Source organism: Vibrio sp. V03_P4A6T147 (genome assembly GCF_002241085.1).
Lineage (GTDB): Bacteria > Pseudomonadota > Gammaproteobacteria > Enterobacterales > Vibrionaceae > Vibrio > Vibrio anguillarum.
Window position 1 is genome coordinate 1 of record NZ_NDIO01000142.1, and the last position, 21,406, is coordinate 21,406.

The window sequence follows — 21,406 nt, forward strand, 5'->3', positions numbered from 1 at the left end:
GATTGAAATCGTGATTATGAAATTTAAATCAGTATCAGCTATGACACTAAAACAGCGTTACTCTGCTAGCAGAACCGTTGATTAGCAGTTAAGCTGTTCTGGTGAAGAAACTAACAAAAAATAAATCAATTGGGGTATATAACATGTACGAGAAGCAAGTAGAAATCACTGCAGAAAACGGCCTTCACACTCGTCCTGCTGCGCAGTTCGTTAAAGAAGCAAAAGTATTCGATGCAGACATCACAGTGACTTCTAACGGCAAAAGCGCAAGTGCTAAGAGCCTATTCAAACTTCAAACTCTTGGCCTAGTAAAAGGTACCGTTGTGACTATTTCTGCTGAAGGCCCTCAAGCTAAGCAAGCGGTAGATCACCTAGTTGCTCTCATGGACCAACTACATTAATCCGGTCCACTATTTCAAAGCCATTTTGTGAAAACAAAATGGCTTTGTTGGAAATAGTCTACATTTTGAGCTACTAATTACCGTTAGCGCAATAGTCCACATTCTCCCGTTTACAGTTGACCAATTTAAGGTAACGCTATGATTTCAGGCATCCTAGCATCTCCAGGCATTGCTTTTGGTAAAGCACTGCTACTTCAAGAAGATGAAATTGTCCTAAATACTCACTCTATTTCAGATGACCAAGTAGAAGCAGAAGTTCAGTGTTTTTATGACGCTCGTAACAAATCTTCTGCTCAGCTAGAAGTGATCAAACAAAAAGCACTTGAAACATTTGGTGAAGAAAAAGAAGCCATCTTTGAAGGCCACATCATGTTGCTTGAAGATGAAGAGCTAGAAGAAGAAATTTTAGCACTCATCAAAAATGACAAAATGCATGCAGACAACGCGATCTATACCGTGATCGAAGAGCAGGCTGCTGCCCTAGAATCTCTTGATGATGAATATCTAAAAGAACGCGCGACAGACATCCGCGATATCGGTACGCGCTTTGTTAAAAATGCTCTCGGCATCAATATCGTTTCACTGAGTGATATTAACGAACAAGTAATTCTTGTTGCTTATGATTTAACGCCTTCTGAAACTGCACAAATCAATCTTGATTACGTGCTGGGTTTTGCTTGTGATATCGGTGGTCGTACATCTCATACTTCAATCATGGCACGTTCACTTGAGCTTCCAGCGATTGTTGGTACTAACGACATCACTAAGAAAGTAAAGAATGGCGACATGCTTATTCTTGACGCTATGAACAACAAAATCATCATTAATCCTTCAGAAGCACAGCTTGAAGAAGCGAAAAAAATTCGTGATGATTTTGCTGCGGAAAAAGAAGAGCTCGCAAAACTAAAAGACCTACCTGCTATCACACTCGATGGCCACCAAGTTGAAGTATGCGGTAACATCGGCACAGTAAAAGACTGCGATGGTATTTTACGCAACGGTGGTGAAGGCGTTGGCTTATATCGTACTGAGTTTTTATTCATGGACCGCAGCGCGCTACCAACTGAAGATGAGCAATACCAAGCTTATAAAGAAGTTGCAGAAGCGATGAGTGGTGAAGCGGTGATTATCCGTACCATGGATATCGGTGGTGATAAAGATCTTCCGTACATGGATCTACCAAAAGAGATGAACCCATTTTTGGGCTGGCGCGCGATTCGCATCAGCTTAGACCGTCGTGACATCTTACGAGATCAGCTTCGTGGCATTCTGCGTGCATCTGCGCATGGTAAACTGCGTATTATGTTCCCGATGATCATCTCTGTAGAAGAAATTCGTGAGCTTAAAAACGCTATTGAAGAATACAAAGAAGAACTTCGCACGGAAGGCTTAGCGTTCGATGAAAATATCGAAATTGGCGTTATGGTTGAAACACCTGCGGCAGCGGCAATTGCGCACCACTTGGCAAAAGAAGTGTCATTCTTCTCTATCGGTACCAATGATTTAACCCAATACACTCTTGCGGTTGACCGTGGTAACGAAATGATTTCACACCTGTATAACCCACTTTCTCCAGCGGTTTTAACCGTGATTAAGCAAGTGATTGATGCCTCACACGCTGAAGGTAAATGGACGGGTATGTGTGGCGAGTTAGCGGGTGATGAACGTGCAACGCTACTTCTACTTGGTATGGGACTCGATGAATTCTCTATGAGCGGTATCTCTATCCCTAAAGTGAAGAAAGTGATCCGCAACTCAAACTTCGCCGAAGTTAAAGCGATGGCAGAAGAAGCACTCTCTTTCCCAACCGCAGCTGAAATCGAAGCTTGTGTGGAAAAATTCATCGCAGAGAAAACGCAATAATTCGCTAATACCAATGAGATAGACGACTAAAAATAGGTCGTCTATTGTTGGCGATTGGTATACTATAATTCGACAGAATAAAATTAAACGTTAGGAGCATGACACAATGGGTCTGTTTGATAAACTTAAGAAGCTAGTATCTGACGACAGCTCAGATGCAGGTGCGATTGAAATTATTGCCCCTCTTTCTGGTGAAATCGTCAATATCGAAGATGTGCCAGATGTTGTTTTCGCTGAGAAAATTGTTGGTGATGGTATTGCGATTAAACCATCAGGCAACAAAATGGTAGCTCCAGTTAACGGCACTATCGGTAAGATTTTCGAAACTAACCATGCGTTTTCAATCGAGTCTGATGACGGTGTTGAGTTATTCGTTCACTTTGGTATCGACACAGTTGAGCTAAAAGGTGAAGGTTTTACTCGTATCGCTCAAGAAGGCCAAGCGGTTAAAGCAGGCGATACTGTTATCGAATTCGACCTAGCGCTTCTTGAAGAGAAAGCAAAATCAACACTAACACCTGTTGTTATCTCTAACATGGACGAAATCAAAGAGCTGAACAAGCTTTCTGGCACCGTCGTTGTTGGTGAAACACCGGTTCTACGTGTAACTAAGTAATTCGTTAAAATTTTTTTACGTAAAAAACGCTGCTGATTTGCAGCGTTTTTTGTTTCTACAAAAACAGCTCAAATCGCACTACAAACCTAACGCGTATTTCAACAGTTTTTCCTTCACTGGGCCTGAATGTTCGGCCAACTTCAATACCGCGTTGCGCACCAACTTTATTGGCAAAACCTCGTTGCTGAACGTTTTATAAAACAGATCCATTCCTGATTGCATCACTAAGTTATCCGGCCTTCTGCGTGTTTCATAATTCCGTAATTGCGCTTGTGTTAAAGCTTCTTGATTTTGTGTCACAGCTAACAACGCTTTTACATCTTTAAACCCTAAATTCACCCCTTGCCCAGCCAGAGGGTTAATCGTGTGTGCTGAATCGCCAACCAAAACACATTGCCGTTTCGCATACGTCTGAGCATGACGACGAGTGAGGGGAAATGCCCCACACTGCAACACGTTAATATCGCCTAGTTCCTCAGGAAAAGAGGCCAACACTTGCTCCCTTAACTGCTGCTTGTTCATCGCACACAATTGGCGAATTCGTTTTGGTGAGTCATACCATACCAAAGAAGCTTGATTACCCGGCAAAGGAAGAAACGAGCGCGGGCCGGATGGAAAAAATTGCTGCCAAGTAATATCTTGCTGAGGTTGATGAGTTTCGACATTGATCAACATGCAATGGTGCCGATAATCCCACGCGGTAACACCAATTCCCGCCAGCTGCCGCACAAGAGAATTTGCACCATCCGCACCAATCACCCAAGTTGCAGTAAGAGTTGCGCCTGACTCTAAAAGCACGCTATTTTGTTGGCCAAACACAATGTGCTTGAGCTTATCAGGACAAAAAACCTGCAAATTCGGATAGTGCACAAATTGCCCCCACAATCCGATCTGAATAAGACGATTTTCGACCATATAACCCAGCTGAGGGAGGCCCAGTGCATCGCTATGAAAACGAGTACGGCACTCTGGGTGCTCCCAGGTTTCTAGGCGGCGATAAGGGCAAACACGCATTTGCATAATTTCATCCCATGCGCCTAAGTCAGTAAGTAACTGAACCGAAGTTTGCGAAATGGCTGAAACGCGCAGATCCATTGCTTGGTTTATTGTAAACGCTTCAGGCTCTATACCTTCGACCAGAGCAACCGTGCGACCTTGCTTAGCAAAGCCTATAGCCACTGCCGCCCCAACCATGCCACCGCCAATCACCACCACGTCAAAATTGTTCATTGTTTACACTTAATCGTCTGAGTTTTGAGTCGATTTTCATTGTACGTTTTCAGCTCTTTTTTGCGAATTTTTTTACACAAAAACCCTGCACTTTCTATGGTAAAAATCTAGAGATGACGGAACATGCGAGAGATTTTATTGGATGACTAGTCAGTGACTTTTTAAAGCAGTACAATACGCGGCTTACCGCCGAGATGGCGGCTACAATTTGAGCATTAGTTCAACCAATTTAGACCAATAAGACGAGCGAAAGTGAGATGAGTAAGAAACTGCTAATTAAAACCTGGGGCTGCCAGATGAACGAATACGATTCATCAAAAATGGCCGACCTGCTTAACGCTGCAAACGGCTACGAGCTAACGGAAGAGCCAGAGGAAGCAGATGTATTATTACTTAACACCTGTTCGATCCGAGAAAAAGCACAAGAGAAAGTCTTTCACCAACTGGGTCGTTGGAAAACATTGAAAGATAAAAAACCAGGCGTCGTGATTGGCGTTGGCGGCTGTGTTGCAACCCAAGAAGGTGATCACATCCGTGAACGCGCTCCTTTTGTTGATGTTATTTTTGGCCCGCAGACCCTACACCGTTTGCCAGAAATGATAAAACAATCGCAAACTAACGATGCGCCAGTCATGGACATTTCGTTCCCAGAGATTGAAAAATTCGACCGTTTACCAGAACCAAAAGCAGACGGCGCAACTGCATTCGTCTCTATTATGGAAGGGTGTTCAAAATACTGCACTTACTGCGTAGTACCTTACACTCGCGGTGAAGAAGTCAGTCGCCCGATGGATGATGTGTTGTATGAAATCGCGCAGCTCGCGGCGCAAGGTGTACGCGAAGTCAATCTTTTAGGACAAAACGTTAACGCATACCGTGGCCCTATGCACGATGGTGAAATCTGTTCATTTGCCAATCTGCTACGTTTAGTCGCCTCCATTGATGGTATTGATCGCATTCGATTCACCACCAGCCACCCACTCGAATTTACCGACGATATTATTGCCGTTTATGAAGACACACCTGAACTGGTGAGTTTCCTGCATCTTCCGGTACAAAGTGGTTCAGACCGAATCTTAACCATGATGAAGCGCCCACACACCGCGATTGAGTACAAATCCATTATTCGCAAACTGCGTAAGGCGCGCCCAGAGATCCAAATTAGTTCTGACTTTATTGTCGGTTTCCCCGGTGAAACAGATAAAGACTTTCAAGATACAATGAAGCTGATTAAAGACGTTGATTTTGATATGAGCTTCAGCTTTATCTTCTCCCCTCGCCCGGGTACGCCAGCCGCTGATTACCCATGTGATTTATCAGAAGACGCCAAAAAAGAGCGTTTATATGAACTGCAGCAAACAATCAACGCACAAGCGATGCGTTACTCACGTTTGATGTTAGGTACAGAACAACGCGTATTAGTCGAAGGCCCATCTAAGAAAAATCTAATGGAGCTTCGCGCCCGTACCGAAAATAACCGTGTCGTTAACTTTGAAGGCTCCGCCGATCTGATTGGCCAATTTGTCGATGTGAAAATTGTCGATGTGTTTGCCAACTCACTGCGTGGTGAACTGGTTCGCACTGAACAAGAGATGGATCTTCGCACCGTGATTTCACCAACGCAAATGATGGCGAAAACACGTCGAGAAAATGAGCTAGGGGTAGCCACTTTTACACCTTAGGTTTAAGCATAATGTCATACAGTGCTCGATCATAATCGGGCACTGTACCATGGCAAACTGAGAGGCAACATTGAGCAATAAAATTGTTACGCTAGAGATAGATCTAGAACCTTCAGACAACCGCCGTCTTGCTAGCCTGTGCGGTCCATTCGATGACAACATCAAACAATTAGAGCGCCGTCTTGGTGTTGAAATTAATCACCGCAGCCAGTTTTTCACCATAGTCGGTAAACCACACACTGCCGCTGCTGCGTTGGATATTATCAAATCTTTGTACGTTAATACCTCACCCATACGTGGTCAAATTCCCGATATCGAACCAGAGCAAATTCATCTAGCCATCAAAGATTCAGGGATCCTTGAGCAGCCGTCTGAATCAAGTATTCAACATGGCAAAGAAGTCTTCATTAAGACCAAAAAAGGGCTGATCAAACCGCGTACGCCTAACCAAGCTCAGTATCTCGTTAACATGGTGACGCACGACATCAGCTTTGGTATTGGCCCTGCAGGGACAGGTAAAACCTACTTAGCCGTTGCCGCTGCAGTTGATGCGCTAGAGCGCCAAGAAGTTCGTCGAATTTTGTTAACACGCCCGGCGGTTGAAGCAGGTGAAAAATTGGGCTTCCTACCCGGTGATTTAAGCCAAAAAGTCGACCCGTACCTACGACCGCTTTATGACGCGTTGTTTGAAATGCTTGGCTTTGAGCGAGTAGAAAAGCTCATTGAACGCAATGTGATTGAAGTTGCGCCACTCGCTTACATGCGCGGACGTACGCTCAACGATGCTTTTATTATTTTAGATGAAAGTCAAAACACTACCGTTGAACAAATGAAAATGTTCCTGACACGGATTGGGTTTAATTCAAGAGCCGTTATTACGGGTGATGTGACACAAATCGATTTGCCGCGTGGCGCTCGTTCAGGTCTTCGCCATGCCATTGAAGTGCTCAATGAAGTTGACGAAATCAGCTTCAACTTCTTTTTGTCTGATGATGTCGTACGTCATCCAGTGGTTGCTCGTATCGTCAACGCTTACGAAAAATGGGAAGCTCAGGACCAAAAAGAGCGTAAAGCTCAAGAGCAACGTCGTCGTGAAGAGCGAGAAGTAAAGTCTGTGGATGTTTCTACTGAAGTGAATACAGTAACCGCAACAAAAAACGTTGGTGAATAATGAGTATCGAACTAGATTTACAATTAGCGGTCAAAAATGAGCAAGGGTTACCTACTTTTGATGATATCAGCCATTGGTTAACTCACGCGGTGACCCCATTTCAGGAACAAGCGGAAGTCACTGTGCGAATTGTTGATTCCGAAGAGAGTCAACAGCTCAATCGCGATTATCGAGGAAAAGATAAGCCGACCAACGTGCTATCCTTCCCTTTTGAGATGCCTCCGGGCATAGAGTTGGATTTGCTCGGTGACCTTGTCATTTGCCGCCAAGTGGTGGAACAAGAAGCCGATGAGCAACAAAAACCGTTGATGGCACACTGGGCTCATATGGTTGTACACGGCAGTCTACATCTGCTAGGTTATGATCATATCGATGATGATGAAGCCGAAGAGATGGAATCTCTTGAAACTGAAATTCTGCAAAAAATGGGCTTTGAAGACCCGTATATTGCTGAGAAGGAATAGCTCCAGACAATGAAGCTAGTACCGCTAAAGTCGGTACGATACGTGTGCTATCACACATCTGATAGCGAGGAAAATTAGAGAAACAATGAACGAAGATAACCCCCAGAATTCTGAAGGTCCGAGTAGAAAGTCCTTCTTTGAACGCCTAGGCCAATTATTTCAAGGTGATCCGAGAGATCGCCAAGAGCTTGTAGATGTGATCCGCGACTCTGAAATCAATGACCTTATCGACCATGACACAAGAGATATGCTTGAAGGTGTGATGGAGATTTCTGAGATGCGCGTGCGTGATATTATGATCCCACGCTCACAGATGGTCACTATCGATAAAAACGATGACTTGGATACCTTAATTGCGCTGATCACCGATGCTCAGCACTCACGTTATCCAGTGATCAGTGAAGATAAAGACCATGTTGAAGGCATTCTACTAGCGAAGGACTTACTCAAATATTTAGGTTCAGACAGTGCACCTTTTAACATTTTAGAAGTGATCCGCCCGGCAGTCGTGGTACCAGAAAGTAAACGGGTTGATCGCTTATTGAAGGAGTTCCGAGAGGAGCGTTACCACATGGCGATCGTCGTGGATGAATTCGGCGGCGTGTCTGGCTTAGTGACCATTGAAGATATTTTGGAAGAGATCGTTGGCGACATTGAAGACGAGTTCGATGATGAAGAACAATTGGATATCCGTAAGCTCAGCAAACATACTTTTGCAGTTAAAGCGCTGACCACCATCGAAGAGTTTAACGAAACCTTTGGTACTAAGTTCAGCGATGAAGAAGTGGATACTGTAGGGGGATTGGTGATGACGGCCTTTGGTCACCTGCCAAGCCGTGGCGAAGTTGTAGAGATCGACAAATACAGCTTTAAAGTCACCGCAGCAGACAACCGCCGAGTGGTTCAACTGCAAGTCACTATTCCTGATCTTGAATCACTTCCAGTGATAGCAGAAGAGTGACATAACCCCATTCACATCAGCAGAATGAGATAGATGATTAAAGCACTTTTTCATCGCCTAATGCGGCCGCTTGCGGCCGCTTTTGTTGGCGCATTAACCCCACTCGCTTTTGCTCCTTATCAGTTTTGGCCGCTGGCCATACTCACCCCCATGTTGCTATTGTTGCTCATTAATCAGCAACCAGCTAAAAAAGCAGCGTGGATCGGATACTGCTGGGGCTTAGGTTTTTTTGCTTTTGGCATCAGTTGGGTGCACGTCAGTATTGATACCTTTGGTGGTATGCCCAAAATTGCCAGCCTGTTCCTGATGTCATTACTGGTCGGTTATTTAGCCCTTTATTCTGGGCTTTTCGCTGGCTTACTCAACCGTTTTTTCCGTCATAACACCATCAGCCATTTTTTATTAGCCACCCCTGCGCTTTGGCTAATTACCGATTGGCTTCGAGGCTGGGTGATGACTGGCTTTCCTTGGTTATGGCTTGGTTATAGTCAAATTGATAGCCCGCTTGCCAGTTTCGCACCACTGGGAGGCGTTGAGCTGGTCACCTTCTTCACGCTCCTCTGTTCTAGCACTCTAGCCATGACGTGGCTTAAGCGCTCTTGGATACTCGTGCTCATTCCTCTGACCATATTGGCGACGGGGTTTGGACTACGCAATTTCGATTGGGTCACTCCCGATCCCAGCACACAAACTCGCGTCGCACTGATTCAAGGTAATATTAAGCAAGCGGAAAAATGGCTTCCCAATCAGCGCTGGCCAACCATCATGGCCTACACCGATCTCAGTCGAGAAAACTGGGACGCAGATATTATCGTATGGCCAGAGGCAGCGATTCCCGCATTTGAATTCGAGATCCCTTCCTATTTGAGTAACTTAGATTCTGCGGCAAAAATGAACGACAGTGCGATTGTCACAGGCGTGCTCAACCAAAGCCCAGAGCGATCTTTTTACAACAGCATTCTGGTACTTGGCACCAACCCTTATGGCGACTACCGTTATGACTCTGACGCTCGCTACCATAAGCATCATTTATTGCCATTTGGTGAGTTTGTGCCATTTGAAGATTGGCTCAGGCCCATCGCACCCTTTTTCAACTTGCCGATGTCTTCATTTAGCCGTGGTGACTATATTCAACCGAATCTGATTGCCAAGGGTAGACACCTAGCCGCGGCACTGTGCTATGAAATCATCTTCAATGAACAAGTCAGAGCGAATGTCACCGATGAAACAGATTTTATCTTAACCCTCTCTAACGATGCGTGGTTTGGGCATTCAAATGGCCCATTGCAACATATGGAGATTGCTCGGATGAGAGCTTTAGAGCTGGGTAAACCGCTCATTCGTTCAACCAACAATGGTGTCACCGCCGTGACGGATCACAAAGGTAAAATAACGCAGCAGATCCCACAATTTGAAACGGCCGTATTGAAAGCAACCATCACGTCGACCAAAGGAGAGACGCCGTATCACGCTGTCGGCACTTGGCCGCTCTACGTCTGGGTATTACTCAGTTTGATCGTCGGATGGACAAGACGTCACTCACCTCACTCTTAACCTCAAAAAGGCGCATTTCAGCGCCTTTTTGTTGTTTTCTATCAGCAACAATTAAGGTTTTAATGGCTGACGAGTAAAAGCCGTTTGCCCACATTGAATACAAGGCATAATTTCAGTTGGATGATTATACTGGGTTTTATGCCCACAATGGTCACACACTAACATCCCAAGGCCTATCATCTCCCCCGCTTGATACAAACCTTGTCGTTCTAAATCTTGAAACAATTCCACCCATTCCACTTTTGTTTTATCGGTGATTTCAAAAAGCCCCTGCCAAATTGAATTGGTAATCATCAATGAAAATGGGCTGCTTCTGCTCTCTTCAAAGCTATCCGCGAATTCTTTGAGATCCGCTTTTACATAGGCAGAAATAAGCGCCAATTCATCTTTGGTGAGATTATTGGCAGCATCAACAACCTTACCTGATGTCTGCAAAACTTGGGACATTTCATCAGGACTATGTTTGAGCGTTTCAATCACGTCATCCACAATCTCTTCGTAACTTGTTTTACGTTTTGGCATCACCCACCTCCATCAAACCAGATTGGCTATTGTTGTGTACCCCTGCTTTAGGTATTCTATGTCGATCTATTAGACTCTGTTCTAACCGAACTCACAAATTCCAAGATAACCGGATATCATCGATGCAAGAGCAATATAACCCGCAAGATATTGAACAAAAAGTTCAACAGCACTGGGATGACAACAAGACCTTTGTTGTAAGTGAAGACCCAAATAAAGAAAAATTCTACTGTCTTTCTATGTTCCCATACCCAAGTGGCCGACTGCACATGGGTCACGTGCGTAACTATACTATCGGTGATGTAGTCTCTCGTTTTCAACGTCTGCAAGGTAAAAACGTCATGCAGCCCATTGGTTGGGACGCATTTGGCCTGCCCGCTGAAAATGCGGCTGTAAAAAACAAAACGGCACCAGCGCCTTGGACCTACGAAAACATTCAGTACATGAAAAACCAGTTAAAACTACTGGGTTTTGGCTACGATTGGAGCCGTGAATTCGCCACTTGCACGCCAGAATATTACCGCTGGGAACAAGAGTTCTTCACTAAGCTGTATCAAAAAGGCTTAGTCTACAAGAAAACCTCTTCCGTTAACTGGTGTCCAAACGACCAAACCGTTCTCGCCAACGAGCAAGTTGAAGATGGCTGCTGCTGGCGTTGTGATACACCAGTAGAACAAAAAGAGATCCCACAATGGTTTATTAAGATCACCGCGTACGCACAAGAACTGTTGGACGATTTAGAGAACTTAGAAGGTTGGCCTGAAATGGTCAAAACCATGCAGCGTAACTGGATTGGTCGCTCAGAAGGCGTAGAGCTCAAGTTTGGTGTCAACGGTCATTCAGATCTCGACGTCTATACCACTCGCCCTGATACCTTGATGGGTGTCACTTATGTGGGCATTGCGGCTGGTCATCCATTAGCGACCATTGCAGCGCAAAATAACCCTGCTTTAGCTTCTTTTATTGACGAATGTAAGAACACCAAAGTTGCAGAAGCTGAACTGGCGACCATGGAAAAGAAAGGCATGGATACGGGCCTAACGGCCATTCATCCTTTAAATGGTCGTGAAGTGCCTATTTATATCGCCAACTTTGTGCTGATGGATTACGGTACAGGCGCGGTGATGGCCGTACCTGCTCATGACCAACGTGATTTTGAGTTCGCCACCAAATATGGCCTAGACATCATTCCAGTCATCAAACCAGAAGATGGCTCTGAAGTCGATGTGTCTAGCGCTGCGTACACTGAAAAAGGAGTCCTGTTTGGTTCTGGCGAATTTGATGGTTTAGCCTTCCAAGCAGCATTTGATGCTATTGCAGCCAAGCTGGAGGCTGAAGGTAAAGGCAAGAAAACCGTTAATTTCCGTCTACGTGACTGGGGGGTTTCTCGCCAACGTTACTGGGGCGCGCCGATTCCTATGGTGACCACTGAAGATGGCCAAGTTCACCCAGTGCCAATTGATCAACTGCCCGTCATTCTACCAGAAGATGTTGTGATGGATGGTGTAACTAGCCCAATCAAAGCCGACAAAGAGTGGGCCAAAACCACCTTTAATGGCGAGCCTGCACTACGTGAAACCGATACCTTCGATACGTTTATGGAGTCGTCTTGGTATTACGCTCGTTACTGTTCACCACAAGCGGACGATATTTTAGACCCAGCGAAGGCAAACTACTGGTTACCAGTAGACCAATACATCGGTGGTATTGAGCATGCTTGTATGCACCTGCTCTACTCACGCTTCTTCCATAAGCTATTGCGTGATGCAGGCTATGTCACTTCAGATGAACCTTTCAAGCAACTACTTTGCCAAGGCATGGTATTGGCTGATGCGTTCTACCACACGAACGAGAAAGGCACCAAAGAGTGGGTAGCGCCAACTGACGTAAAAGTGGAACGCGACGGTAAAGGCCGCATCACTCAAGCCGTAGACAACCAAGGCCGCAACGTTGAGCACTCAGGCATGATCAAAATGTCTAAGTCGAAAAACAACGGTATCGACCCGCAAGAGATGGTTGATAAGTATGGCGCCGATACGGTTCGTCTATTCATGATGTTTGCCTCTCCGGCTGACATGACGCTTGAATGGCAAGAGTCTGGTGTAGAAGGTGCTAACCGCTTCCTAAAACGCGTCTGGAAACTGGTTGCAGAACATAGCGCTAAAGGTGTGGCTGAAGCGGTAGATAGCGCCTCTCTTACTGGTGAACAAAAAGCGCTGCGTCGTGATGTGCATAAAACCATCGCCAAAGTTACTGACGATATTGCACGCCGCCAGACGTTCAATACCGCCATTGCTGCGATTATGGAGTTGATGAATAAACTCACTAAAGCGCCACAAGAATCCGTGCAAGATCGGGCCATTCTCGACGAGGCTTTAAAAGCGGTTGTCAGCATGCTTTACCCAATCACTCCTCATATCAGCTTTGAACTGTGGAATGCACTGGGTGAGAGTGATGTAGATAATACCGTGTGGCCGACCTACGACGAATCCGCCCTAGTGGAAGATGAAAAACTGATCGTCCTACAAGTTAACGGAAAACTTCGTGGTAAGCTGACCGTAGCCGCTGATGCAAGTAAAGATCAGGTTGAAGCACTCGGTTTAGCGGACGAGAACGTCATGAAATTTACGGATGGCTTAACCGTTCGTAAAGTTATCTATGTACCAGGTAAGTTACTGAACATCGTTGCGAACTAATATCGCAGCCTAATGTCGTAATAACTGGTTTATCAACAGGGTAGCTCGCTGCCCTGTTGATTTATCTTAGCGTTCTTACCCACAGAGCTATAGAGCGCTAAGATAAGTCACCTAAATATATGAGAACTTAACCCCAATGCGCCAAATTTCGTCTTACTCTCTGAAATTATCGTTAATTGTTATTATGAGCAGCCTACTCTCCGCTTGCGGCTTTCATCTGCGTGGTGATTACTCCGTTCCTGAAGAGCTCAATCGTGTCTCTATCACCAGCTATGACCAATACAGTACCTTCACTCGCATGGTAAAAAATCAATTACGAATGAGTGACATTGAAATTGTTCCCCCTGCCGAAACGGTGCCGAACATCCATCTTATAGGCGAGAGTGTTGGTGAACGGACACTCTCGCTCTATCAAAATACTCGTGCTGCTGAATTGGAATTGACGTTCAACGCCTCCTATAGCGTCACCCTACCTGAAGTGGGGATAAAAACGTTTTCAACCAGTGTAACTCGTAGCTATCTTGATAACCCATTGACTGCTCTCGCTAAATCGGTAGAGCGAGACATGATTGAAGATGAGATGCGCAAACTAGCCGCAACTCAAATTTTACGCCAAATGGCACGTCTAAAAGCCGATATTGCAGCGAATGAACATCAACTTGAACAACAAGAAAATGAACAGCAGCGAACAGACCAGCAGGCCTATGAGATAAACACCGTGGAAAGTGAACCGTCACAATTCACGGCTCCTGCGACAAACTAAAGGCGAGTAATGAGAATATTTGCTGACAAGCTGGCCGATCACTTAAACAAGCCCTTGATGGGGCTTTACTTACTGTTTGGCAACGAACCGCTATTGCTGCAAGAATCACGCGTGGCGATAGAGAAAAAAGCATTAGAACAAGGATTTGAAGAACGCCATCGTTTCAGTGCCGATGCCCATTTAAACTGGGATCAAGTCTATGACTGCTGCAAAGCTTTAAGTTTATTTTCCAGCAAAAAAATCATTGAAATTGAATTACCTGAAACGGGTGCAAATGCAGCAACAGCAAAAGAGCTCGCCGCCCTAGGTCAATCGCTTCATCCTGACGTACTACTTGTGATCATCGGTGAGAAATTGACCAAAGCACAAGAAAGCACTAAATGGTTTAAGACACTCTCAAGCCTAGGATGTTGGGTAAGTTGCTTAACCCCGGATATCAGCAAACTGCCACAATTTGTCATGATGCGCTGCCGCACATTGGGGCTAAAACCTGATCAAGAAGCAGTGCAAATGCTGGCGCAATGGCATGAAGGCAATCTGTTCGCACTATCTCAAAGCTTAGAAAAACTCGCGCTACTCTATCCAGATGGCTTACTGACGCTGATCCGCTTAGAAGAGTCATTAAGCCGACATAACCACTTCACCGTCTTTCACTGGGTCGATGCGCTGCTCGAAGGGCAAGCGAATCGGTCACAACGTATTTTACGCCAGCTCATTACCGAAGGCACTGAGCCTGTGATTCTGATACGTAGCCTACAAAAAGAGCTGCTGCTGCTGCTGCAAATGCATCAAGATTTAACACAGATGCCGATTGGTTCAATCTTTGATAAGTACCGAATTTGGCAATCCAAGCGGCCTTGGTACGCGGCAAGCTTAAAAAGACTATCGAGAGATAAACTCAAACAGCTGATTGCATTACTCACCCAAGCCGAAAGAGTAACTAAAACTCAGTATGAAACCTCAACTTGGCCAATATTGCAGCAAATCAGTGTTGAATTTTGCTTGCCACAGTCCGTTGTATCAAAGTTGGCTTGAAGGCGTGTTATACTCCGCGCCATTTTGTCAGTAACCAGACCAATTTTAAAAGGAGATGACGCTTGCTACACAACGAATTGAAAGACTTTCTTGCCGATAAAGCCGACGATATGAAAGCCATTGATATCAAAACCTTAGATGTTAAGGGAAAATCTAGCATCACCGATTACATGATCATTTGCACAGGCACATCAAAACGACATGTAGCCTCGATTGCCGAACATGTCGCCACTGAAGTCAAAAAAGTGGGCATGGAACCACTGGGTATGGATGGCGAAAGTGAAGGTGAATGGGTCGTGCTAGACATGGGCAGCAGCATGTTGCATGTTATGCAAGAAGAGCACCGTGATCTGTACCAGCTTGAAAAACTTTGGAGTTAAGTTTTGAAAATTCAGTTGATTGCCGTTGGTACCAAAATGCCGAAATGGGTAGAAGAAGGCTTTCAAGAGTACCGCCGACGTTTTCCACACGATATGCCGCTTGAATTAGTGGAGATACAAGCGGGCAAACGTGGCAAAAATGCGGATATTGCAAGAATTTTGCAAAAAGAAGGCGAAGCTATGCTCGCGGCCGTGCCAAAAAGCAATCGAATTGTTACTCTCGATATTCCAGGTAAGCGTTGGGATACCGAACAACTGGCGGAACAACTTGAAAGTTGGAAGCTCGATGCCCGTGATGTATCAATTTTAATTGGTGGCCCTGAAGGGCTTTCTCCTGCATGCAAAGCCGCCGCAGAGCAGAGCTGGTCGCTTTCGCCGTTGACACTTCCTCACCCTTTGGTTCGAGTGGTCATGGCAGAGAGTTTGTACCGCGCTTGGAGTATTACGGCTAATCACCCTTATCACCGAGAATAACTATTCATGTTACGTAAGCGTAGCCAAATTCGTGACTACCAATCAGAAGCTCGGCTGTTTCGCAACCGAGCAATTGTCTCTTTTATTGCGATCATCATGCTGGTGGGCGTTCTGCTTACCAATTTGTACCATATTCAAATTAACCAATATCAAGATTACAAAACGCGATCCAACGATAACCGAATCAAAATCGTCCCGATTGCGCCTAATCGAGGGTTAATTTATGACCGCAATGGTGTGCTACTAGCGGAAAACCGCCCAGTATTCAACTTAGAGATCACACCTGAGCAAGTGCGCGATATGGATGATACGATCACGCGCTTACAGCAATACCTGACCATCTCACCAGAAAAAATTGCCACCTTTGAAAAAGAGCGTCGTCAGACACGCCGGTTTAATTCAGTCCCGCTTTTGACACAGTTAACACCAGAAGAAGTGGCCATTTTTTCGGTCAATCAGCACAAGTTTCCCGGTGTATCAGTAAGCGCAAGCTTAAAGCGCTACTACCCCTATGGTGAAGTTCTCACTCATGTCATCGGTTATGTATCCAGAATCAATGACCGAGATATGGAACGTCTAGAACGCGAAGAGCGCTCAGCCAATTACCAAGCCACTCGTGATATTGGCAAACTGGGGATTGAACGCTTTTATGAGGATGTGCTGCACGGCACGGCTGGCTACCAAGAAGTTGAGGTCAATAGCCGAGGACGCATCATTCGCACCTTAAAATACGTCCCTCCCGTGGCAGGGAAAGACATTGTATTAAGCTTGGACATTGATCTGCAGCTTTATGTGCACAAGTTGTTGGATGGCCGTCGAGGTTCAATTGTAGTGCTCGATCCAAAAGATAACGGTGTCCTTACCATGGCATCAAGTCCAAGCTACGATCCAAACCCATTCGTACATGGTATTTCTAGCGCCGCCTACAACGAACTTCTCAATGACCCAGACCGCCCGTTAGTCAATCGAGCGACACTTGGTATTTACCCTCCCGGCTCAACGATTAAACCTTTTATTGCCGTCGCTGCACTTCAAGAAGGGGTTATAACCCCAACAACAACACGTAATGATCCTGGTTATTGGGTAATACCAAACTCCAAAACGCGGCCCTTCCGAGACTGGTTGCGCTGGGGGCATGGTCGAGTGGACATTAATAAGGCGCTCGAAGAGTCTGTCGATACCTTCTTTTACCAAATCGCCTACGATTTGGGTATTGATCGTCTCTCTAGTTGGATGATGAAATTTGGCTTTGGTGACTATACAGGTTTAGACATTTATGAAGAAGGCAAAGCGAACATGCCAACGCGTGAGTGGAAAATGGCACGTCACCGAACCCCTTGGTATCAAGGTGATACGATTCCGGTCGGCATTGGCCAAGGGTATTGGACATCAACACCGATGCAAATTGCCAAAGCGACTTCAGTGCTGGTTAATCACGGCAAAGTGATTGCGCCGCATTTATTGCGTTCGACGCTCAAAAATGGTGAAGAGTTTAGCAGGCAAGAGCTTTCAGAATTAGAAACTTCGCCACCGATCGAAGGGGTGCCGAAACGCTATTGGGACATCGCAATCAATGGCATGCGTCTTGTAAACCACGGTAAAAAAGGAACCGCACGGCGCTCATTTACCAATATGAAATATGTCAGCGCTGGAAAATCTGGAACTGCGCAAGTGTTTGGCTTGGCAGAAAACCAAGTGTATAAGGCCGATGAATTAGCCGAACACCTCCGTGACCATGCCCTATTCACAGGCTTTGCGCCTGTAGATGACCCGCAGCTCATTGTCACTCTGGTACTCGAAAACGCAGGGGGAGGTTCTGGCAATGGTGGACCCGTTGTTAGGAAAATATTTGACCGCGCCATTCTAGGTAAAGAGGCTGAAAAATAATGGAACTGGATCCTTCAACAGGACAAAATCGAGCGCTTTTTGAGCGTTTGCACATCGACTTGCCATTACTGCTGGGTATTTTGTTATTGATGGGGTTTGGGCTGGTCGTGATGTACAGCGCCAGCGGTCAGAGCTTAACTATGATGGATCGCCAAGCCATGCGCATGGTACTGGCTCTCGGTGTGATGATCTTTCTTGCTCAAATTTCCCCAAGAACTTATGAGTCTCTTGCACCCTTTATGTTTTTCTGTGGCGTACTGTTGTTGCTCGGCGTGCTGTTTTTTGGCGAATCGTCCAAGGGAGCTCAGCGCTGGTTAAATTTAGGCTTTGTTCGTTTTCAGCCCTCAGAATTGCTTAAACTCGCAGTGCCTCTCATGGTTGCTCGCTACATAGGGAAACGTTCTCTTCCACCCACCTTTAAAACCCTAGTCGTTTCGCTGTTAATGGTGTTTATCCCTACCGTACTAATCGCGAAGCAGCCCGATCTTGGCACTTCAATATTGATTGCAGCCTCCGGCATTTTTGTCATTTTCTTATCTGGAATAAGCTGGCGAATCATTTTTTCTGCCGCCGTGGCTTTGGGTGGCTTCATACCTGTGCTTTGGTTCTTTCTGATGCGTGAATATCAAAAAACCCGAGTCAGAACCCTTTTCAATCCGGAATCCGATCCTCTCGGTGCAGGTTATCATATCATTCAGAGTAAAATAGCCATTGGGTCTGGAGGGTTGTCAGGAAAAGGATGGCTACACGGCACACAGTCGCAACTTGAATTCTTACCTGAGCGGCACACCGACTTCATTTTTGCCGTCATTGCTGAAGAGTGGGGCATGATTGGCATCTTGTGTTTACTCGCTATTTATCTCTTTATCATCGGACGTGGTCTATACCTCGCGAGCAACGCACAAACGGCTTTCGGCCGAATGATGGCTGGAAGTATTGTACTCAGCTTCTTTGTTTACGTTTTTGTAAATATAGGTATGGTCAGTGGTATTTTACCCGTGGTTGGTGTTCCCTTGGCTCTCATCAGCTATGGTGGCACATCCATGGTCACTCTCATGGCTGGCTTTGGCATACTGATGTCTATCCACACTCACCGAAAAGCATTTTCTAAGGCAACCTAAGCATGAGAAACTCCCTATTTATCTTTATATTAACGAGTCTATTTCTCATCGGTTGTAGCTCTTCAAGCCGCTATTCAATAACAGACGACGTGGCCCCTAACACGCCACTCTCGGTTGAGCATATTGAAGATGCACATCCGCAATACGAACCCTATAGTTTGGGCGGCAACAAGAATTACACTTTGAGAGGCATAAACTACACCATTGTCAAAGAGGCCAAAGGATTTACAGAGAAAGGCCAAGCCTCGTGGTATGGAAAAAAGTTTCATGGACATCTGACATCCAACGGTGAAATCTACGACATGTATTCGATGACGGCCGCCCATAAAACGTTGCCGTTACCCAGCTACGTTAAAGTAACGAATTTAGATAACAAAAAAACCGCGATCGTTCGGGTAAACGATCGCGGTCCCTTTCATGAGGGACGAATTATTGATTTAAGTTACGCTGCCGCTTACAAATTGGGTGTAGTTCAAACCGGGACTGCGAATGTGGCTATCGAAGTCATCACCATCGATAAACCCATCACGACGTCACCACAGAAAAAGAAGGTTCAATATCTCATCCAAGTTGCCTCTGCAAAATCAGAGCAAAGAATACGAACTTTATCCGAACAATTGAGTCAAACATTGACGGTTGAAAGCTTTGTAGACAGTGTGAATGGCAGTCATCGCGTATTTTTAGGGCCATTTAATGACGATGCCCTGACTCAACAAACGCTAGAAAAAGTTAAATTACTCGGTTACGAGACCGCCTTCATCAAAGCGCAACCCGTCACTCAGTGACTTATCAAATCCAGTGATCTTGATTCAAGCTCTGGTTTGATAGGTCGTTTCTGTTAAGATATGGACAGTTAATAAGATAATTTGCATTCCTCATGAAAAAACACACATTCTTAAAACCGATTCTAGCGTCTTCTATTGCGCTTTCTGCAACCTTTACTAGCTCAGTATTTTCTGCGCCTATCGTGATACCTGATGCTCCTCAAATTGCCGCTAAAGGCTATGTGTTGATGGATTACCATTCAGGTAAAGTGCTGGCAGAAAAAGAGATGAACACCAAACTTTCACCTGCAAGTTTGACGAAAATGATGACCAGCTACGTGATTGGCCAAGAACTTAAACGTGGCAATATCTCTCCACAAGATAAAGTGGTGGTCAGTAAAAATGCGTGGGCTAAAAACTTCCCTGACTCGTCTAAAATGTTTATTGAAGTCGGCACTACAGTTACCGTAGAAGAACTGAACAAAGGTATCATCATTCAGTCTGGTAATGACGCTTGCGTGGCGATGGCTGAACACATTGCTGGCTCAGAAGACGCTTTTGTTGACCTAATGAATGCGTGGGCAAGTTCACTAAAAATGAGCAATACGCACTTTGCTAACGTACACGGTCTAGATAACCCAAATCTCTATTCAACTCCATATGACATGGCGCTACTAGGTCAAGCGTTGATTCGTGATGTACCAAACGAGTACCGTATTTATTCAGAGCAGAAATATACCTATAACGGGATTACCCAGTACAACCGAAATGGTTTGCTGTGGGATAAAAGTATGAACGTAGATGGTATTAAAACCGGTCATACGAGTAATGCTGGGTACAGTTTAGTTAGCTCTGCAACGGAAGGGAAAATGCGCCTCGTTGCTGTGGTTATGGGTACCAAAGATGAAAATGCTCGTAAATCAGAAAGCAAAAAACTTCTGAGCTATGGCTTTAGATTCTTCGAAACCGTTGCGCCACACAAAGCAGGTGAAACATTCGTCGAAGAAAAAATCTGGATGGGTGACAAGGATAAAGTGGCGCTTGGTGTCAATGAAGATACTTACGTTACACTCCCTCGCGGTCAAGCGAAAGATCTTAGCGCAAGCTTTGTTCTTGAAAAAGAGCTCAGAGCGCCAATAAGCCAAGGCGATGTGGTCGGTAAGCTTTACTACCAGCTTGATGGCAAAGACGTGGCTGAATACCCTCTTTTGGCATTAGAAAATGTGGATGAAGGCAGCATATTTAGCCGTCTTTGGGACTACATTATATTGCTTTTCAAAGGGTTATTCTGATATCCCTTGTAGAAGATAAAACAAAGCCGCCTTACCGCGGCTTTGTGATTATTGAGTTCCATCAACATTCGCTGTAGTATTCGCCACCGCTAATCGAATTATCAACGGGAGTTTCCATTATGCTGACTATCAACTCTGATGCAAAACTCAAAGACTTACTCGAGTTTCCTTGTTCATTTACCTACAAGGTGATGGGCCACGCAAAGCCCGAACTTCCAGAGAAGGTTCTTGAAGTTATCCAACGTCACGCTCCAGGTGATTACAGCCCACGAGTTACACCCAGTGCAAAAGGGACTTATCACTCCTTATCGATTAACATTACCGCCACCTCTATCGAGCAAGTTGAAATACTGTACAAAGAGCTAGGCGAGATCGATATCGTACGTATGGTTCTGTAGCCCAAAAACCGTGATTGAGATGCCTAGCCTCTCATTTTTTGATTTATTCAATTTTTTTTGAAAGCAGCTTAGGCTGCTTTTTTAATATAAATCATATAGCTAGCATATACCCCATCACACTAAGGACAAATT

The 21,406-nt window shown here is 45.2% G+C and carries 20 protein-coding genes; 18 read left to right on the forward strand and 2 right to left on the reverse strand.

What is annotated here, in order from left to right:
- The first annotated feature begins 143 nt into the window (after positions 1-143).
- From B9J84_RS05350 to crr, 3 genes are all read left to right on the forward strand, one after another.
- Positions 144-401 (forward strand): HPr family phosphocarrier protein, encoded by a 258-nt coding sequence (locus tag B9J84_RS05350; RefSeq protein WP_026027491.1) that lies wholly within the window; start codon positions 144-146, stop codon positions 399-401.
- Positions 402-539: 138 nt separating this feature from the next.
- Positions 540-2,264 (forward strand): phosphoenolpyruvate-protein phosphotransferase PtsI, encoded by a 1,725-nt coding sequence (gene ptsI, locus B9J84_RS05355; protein ID WP_017048016.1) that lies wholly within the window; start codon positions 540-542, stop codon positions 2,262-2,264.
- Between the two features lie 106 nt (positions 2,265-2,370).
- Positions 2,371-2,880, forward strand: a complete 510-nt coding sequence (crr, locus tag B9J84_RS05360; protein WP_010317358.1) for a PTS glucose transporter subunit IIA — start codon at positions 2,371-2,373, stop codon at positions 2,878-2,880.
- Positions 2,881-2,958: 78 nt separating this feature from the next.
- Here the strand turns inward: crr and B9J84_RS05365 are convergent, their stop codons facing one another.
- Positions 2,959-4,110, reverse strand: a complete 1,152-nt coding sequence (locus B9J84_RS05365; RefSeq protein ID WP_094123703.1) for a 2-octaprenyl-3-methyl-6-methoxy-1,4-benzoquinol hydroxylase — start codon at positions 4,108-4,110, stop codon at positions 2,959-2,961.
- A gap of 257 nt (positions 4,111-4,367) precedes the next feature.
- Here B9J84_RS05365 and miaB point away from each other — a divergent pair, with 257 nt between their 5' ends.
- The 5 genes from miaB (at position 4,368) to lnt (ending at position 9,942) form a co-directional block, all read left to right on the forward strand.
- Positions 4,368-5,792 carry a tRNA (N6-isopentenyl adenosine(37)-C2)-methylthiotransferase MiaB gene (miaB, locus tag B9J84_RS05370; protein ID WP_013857327.1) on the forward strand — a complete coding sequence of 475 codons (1,425 nt, stop codon included), beginning with the start codon at positions 4,368-4,370 and terminating at the stop codon, positions 5,790-5,792.
- Between the two features lie 70 nt (positions 5,793-5,862).
- Positions 5,863-6,963 (forward strand): PhoH family protein, encoded by a 1,101-nt coding sequence (locus B9J84_RS05375; protein WP_017045820.1) that lies wholly within the window; start codon positions 5,863-5,865, stop codon positions 6,961-6,963.
- A complete protein-coding gene (ybeY, locus tag B9J84_RS05380; protein WP_013857329.1) occupies positions 6,963-7,427 on the forward strand; it encodes an rRNA maturation RNase YbeY in 465 nt (154 codons plus the stop codon). Before B9J84_RS05375 ends, ybeY begins: the two co-directional genes overlap by 1 nt.
- 85 nt (positions 7,428-7,512) lie before the next feature.
- Complete coding sequence (corC, locus tag B9J84_RS05385; protein WP_010317353.1) at positions 7,513-8,388, forward strand: CNNM family magnesium/cobalt transport protein CorC; 876 nt, start codon at positions 7,513-7,515, stop codon at positions 8,386-8,388.
- Between the two features lie 33 nt (positions 8,389-8,421).
- Positions 8,422-9,942, forward strand: a complete 1,521-nt coding sequence (gene lnt / locus B9J84_RS05390) for an apolipoprotein N-acyltransferase (RefSeq protein WP_094123704.1) — start codon at positions 8,422-8,424, stop codon at positions 9,940-9,942.
- Positions 9,943-9,993: 51 nt separating this feature from the next.
- Here lnt and B9J84_RS05395 read toward each other — a convergent pair whose 3' ends face one another.
- Complete coding sequence (locus tag B9J84_RS05395) at positions 9,994-10,464, reverse strand: zinc ribbon-containing protein (RefSeq protein ID WP_029388304.1); 471 nt, start codon at positions 10,462-10,464, stop codon at positions 9,994-9,996.
- 122 nt (positions 10,465-10,586) lie between these two features.
- Between B9J84_RS05395 and leuS the strand changes: the two genes are divergently transcribed.
- The 10 genes from leuS (at position 10,587) to ybeD (ending at position 21,274) form a co-directional block, all read left to right on the forward strand.
- Positions 10,587-13,160, forward strand: a complete 2,574-nt coding sequence (gene leuS / locus B9J84_RS05400; RefSeq protein ID WP_094123705.1) for a leucine--tRNA ligase — start codon at positions 10,587-10,589, stop codon at positions 13,158-13,160.
- Positions 13,161-13,296: 136 nt separating this feature from the next.
- Positions 13,297-13,923, forward strand: coding sequence for an LPS assembly lipoprotein LptE (gene lptE / locus B9J84_RS05405; RefSeq protein WP_094123706.1), 627 nt, complete (start codon positions 13,297-13,299; stop codon positions 13,921-13,923).
- A 9-nt stretch (positions 13,924-13,932) separates the two neighbouring features.
- Positions 13,933-14,958, forward strand: coding sequence for a DNA polymerase III subunit delta (holA, locus tag B9J84_RS05410; RefSeq protein ID WP_094123707.1), 1,026 nt, complete (start codon positions 13,933-13,935; stop codon positions 14,956-14,958).
- Between the two features lie 62 nt (positions 14,959-15,020).
- Entirely contained in the window at positions 15,021-15,338 is a 318-nt protein-coding gene (rsfS, locus tag B9J84_RS05415) for a ribosome silencing factor (RefSeq protein ID WP_094123708.1), read from the forward strand.
- Positions 15,339-15,341: 3 nt separating this feature from the next.
- Complete coding sequence (gene rlmH, locus B9J84_RS05420) at positions 15,342-15,812, forward strand: 23S rRNA (pseudouridine(1915)-N(3))-methyltransferase RlmH (RefSeq protein WP_013857336.1); 471 nt, start codon at positions 15,342-15,344, stop codon at positions 15,810-15,812.
- A 6-nt stretch (positions 15,813-15,818) separates the two neighbouring features.
- The gene (mrdA, locus tag B9J84_RS05425) at positions 15,819-17,699 is read left to right on the forward strand and encodes a penicillin-binding protein 2 (RefSeq protein ID WP_013857337.1); all 1,881 of its coding nucleotides are present in this window, start codon (positions 15,819-15,821) and stop codon (positions 17,697-17,699) included.
- Positions 17,699-18,820 carry a rod shape-determining protein RodA gene (rodA, locus tag B9J84_RS05430; RefSeq protein ID WP_013857338.1) on the forward strand — a complete coding sequence of 374 codons (1,122 nt, stop codon included), beginning with the start codon at positions 17,699-17,701 and terminating at the stop codon, positions 18,818-18,820. The genes mrdA and rodA overlap by 1 nt, the downstream gene beginning before the upstream one ends.
- 2 nt (positions 18,821-18,822) lie before the next feature.
- Positions 18,823-19,605: a septal ring lytic transglycosylase RlpA family protein gene (locus tag B9J84_RS05435; protein ID WP_017045827.1), complete on the forward strand. Its 783-nt coding sequence runs from the start codon at positions 18,823-18,825 to the stop codon at positions 19,603-19,605.
- A 92-nt stretch (positions 19,606-19,697) separates the two neighbouring features.
- Positions 19,698-20,876, forward strand: coding sequence for a serine hydrolase (locus tag B9J84_RS05440; protein ID WP_017045828.1), 1,179 nt, complete (start codon positions 19,698-19,700; stop codon positions 20,874-20,876).
- 119 nt (positions 20,877-20,995) lie between these two features.
- On the forward strand, positions 20,996-21,274 hold the full coding sequence (gene ybeD, locus B9J84_RS05445) for a DUF493 family protein YbeD (protein ID WP_094123709.1): 279 nt from the start codon (positions 20,996-20,998) through the stop codon (positions 21,272-21,274).
- Positions 21,275-21,406 lie beyond the last annotated feature (132 nt).

Excerpts from the sequence above, each read along its gene's own strand:
- B9J84_RS05350 (WP_026027491.1), top strand. The coding sequence starts at position 144 with ATGTACGAGAAGCAAGTAGAAATCACTGCAGAAAACGGCCTTCACACT.
- ptsI (WP_017048016.1), top strand. The coding sequence starts at position 540 with ATGATTTCAGGCATCCTAGCATCTCCAGGCATTGCTTTTGGTAAAGCA.
- crr (WP_010317358.1), top strand. The coding sequence starts at position 2,371 with ATGGGTCTGTTTGATAAACTTAAGAAGCTAGTATCTGACGACAGCTCA.
- B9J84_RS05365 (WP_094123703.1), bottom strand. The coding sequence starts at position 4,110 with ATGAACAATTTTGACGTGGTGGTGATTGGCGGTGGCATGGTTGGGGCG.
- miaB (WP_013857327.1), top strand. The coding sequence starts at position 4,368 with ATGAGTAAGAAACTGCTAATTAAAACCTGGGGCTGCCAGATGAACGAA.
- ybeY (WP_013857329.1), top strand. The coding sequence starts at position 6,963 with ATGAGTATCGAACTAGATTTACAATTAGCGGTCAAAAATGAGCAAGGG.
- corC (WP_010317353.1), top strand. The coding sequence starts at position 7,513 with ATGAACGAAGATAACCCCCAGAATTCTGAAGGTCCGAGTAGAAAGTCC.
- lnt (WP_094123704.1), top strand. The coding sequence starts at position 8,422 with ATGATTAAAGCACTTTTTCATCGCCTAATGCGGCCGCTTGCGGCCGCT.
- B9J84_RS05395 (WP_029388304.1), bottom strand. The coding sequence starts at position 10,464 with ATGCCAAAACGTAAAACAAGTTACGAAGAGATTGTGGATGACGTGATT.
- leuS (WP_094123705.1), top strand. The coding sequence starts at position 10,587 with ATGCAAGAGCAATATAACCCGCAAGATATTGAACAAAAAGTTCAACAG.
- lptE (WP_094123706.1), top strand. The coding sequence starts at position 13,297 with ATGCGCCAAATTTCGTCTTACTCTCTGAAATTATCGTTAATTGTTATT.
- holA (WP_094123707.1), top strand. The coding sequence starts at position 13,933 with ATGAGAATATTTGCTGACAAGCTGGCCGATCACTTAAACAAGCCCTTG.
- mrdA (WP_013857337.1), top strand. The coding sequence starts at position 15,819 with ATGTTACGTAAGCGTAGCCAAATTCGTGACTACCAATCAGAAGCTCGG.
- rodA (WP_013857338.1), top strand. The coding sequence starts at position 17,699 with ATGGAACTGGATCCTTCAACAGGACAAAATCGAGCGCTTTTTGAGCGT.
- B9J84_RS05435 (WP_017045827.1), top strand. The coding sequence starts at position 18,823 with ATGAGAAACTCCCTATTTATCTTTATATTAACGAGTCTATTTCTCATC.
- B9J84_RS05440 (WP_017045828.1), top strand. The coding sequence starts at position 19,698 with ATGAAAAAACACACATTCTTAAAACCGATTCTAGCGTCTTCTATTGCG.
- ybeD (WP_094123709.1), top strand. The coding sequence starts at position 20,996 with ATGCTGACTATCAACTCTGATGCAAAACTCAAAGACTTACTCGAGTTT.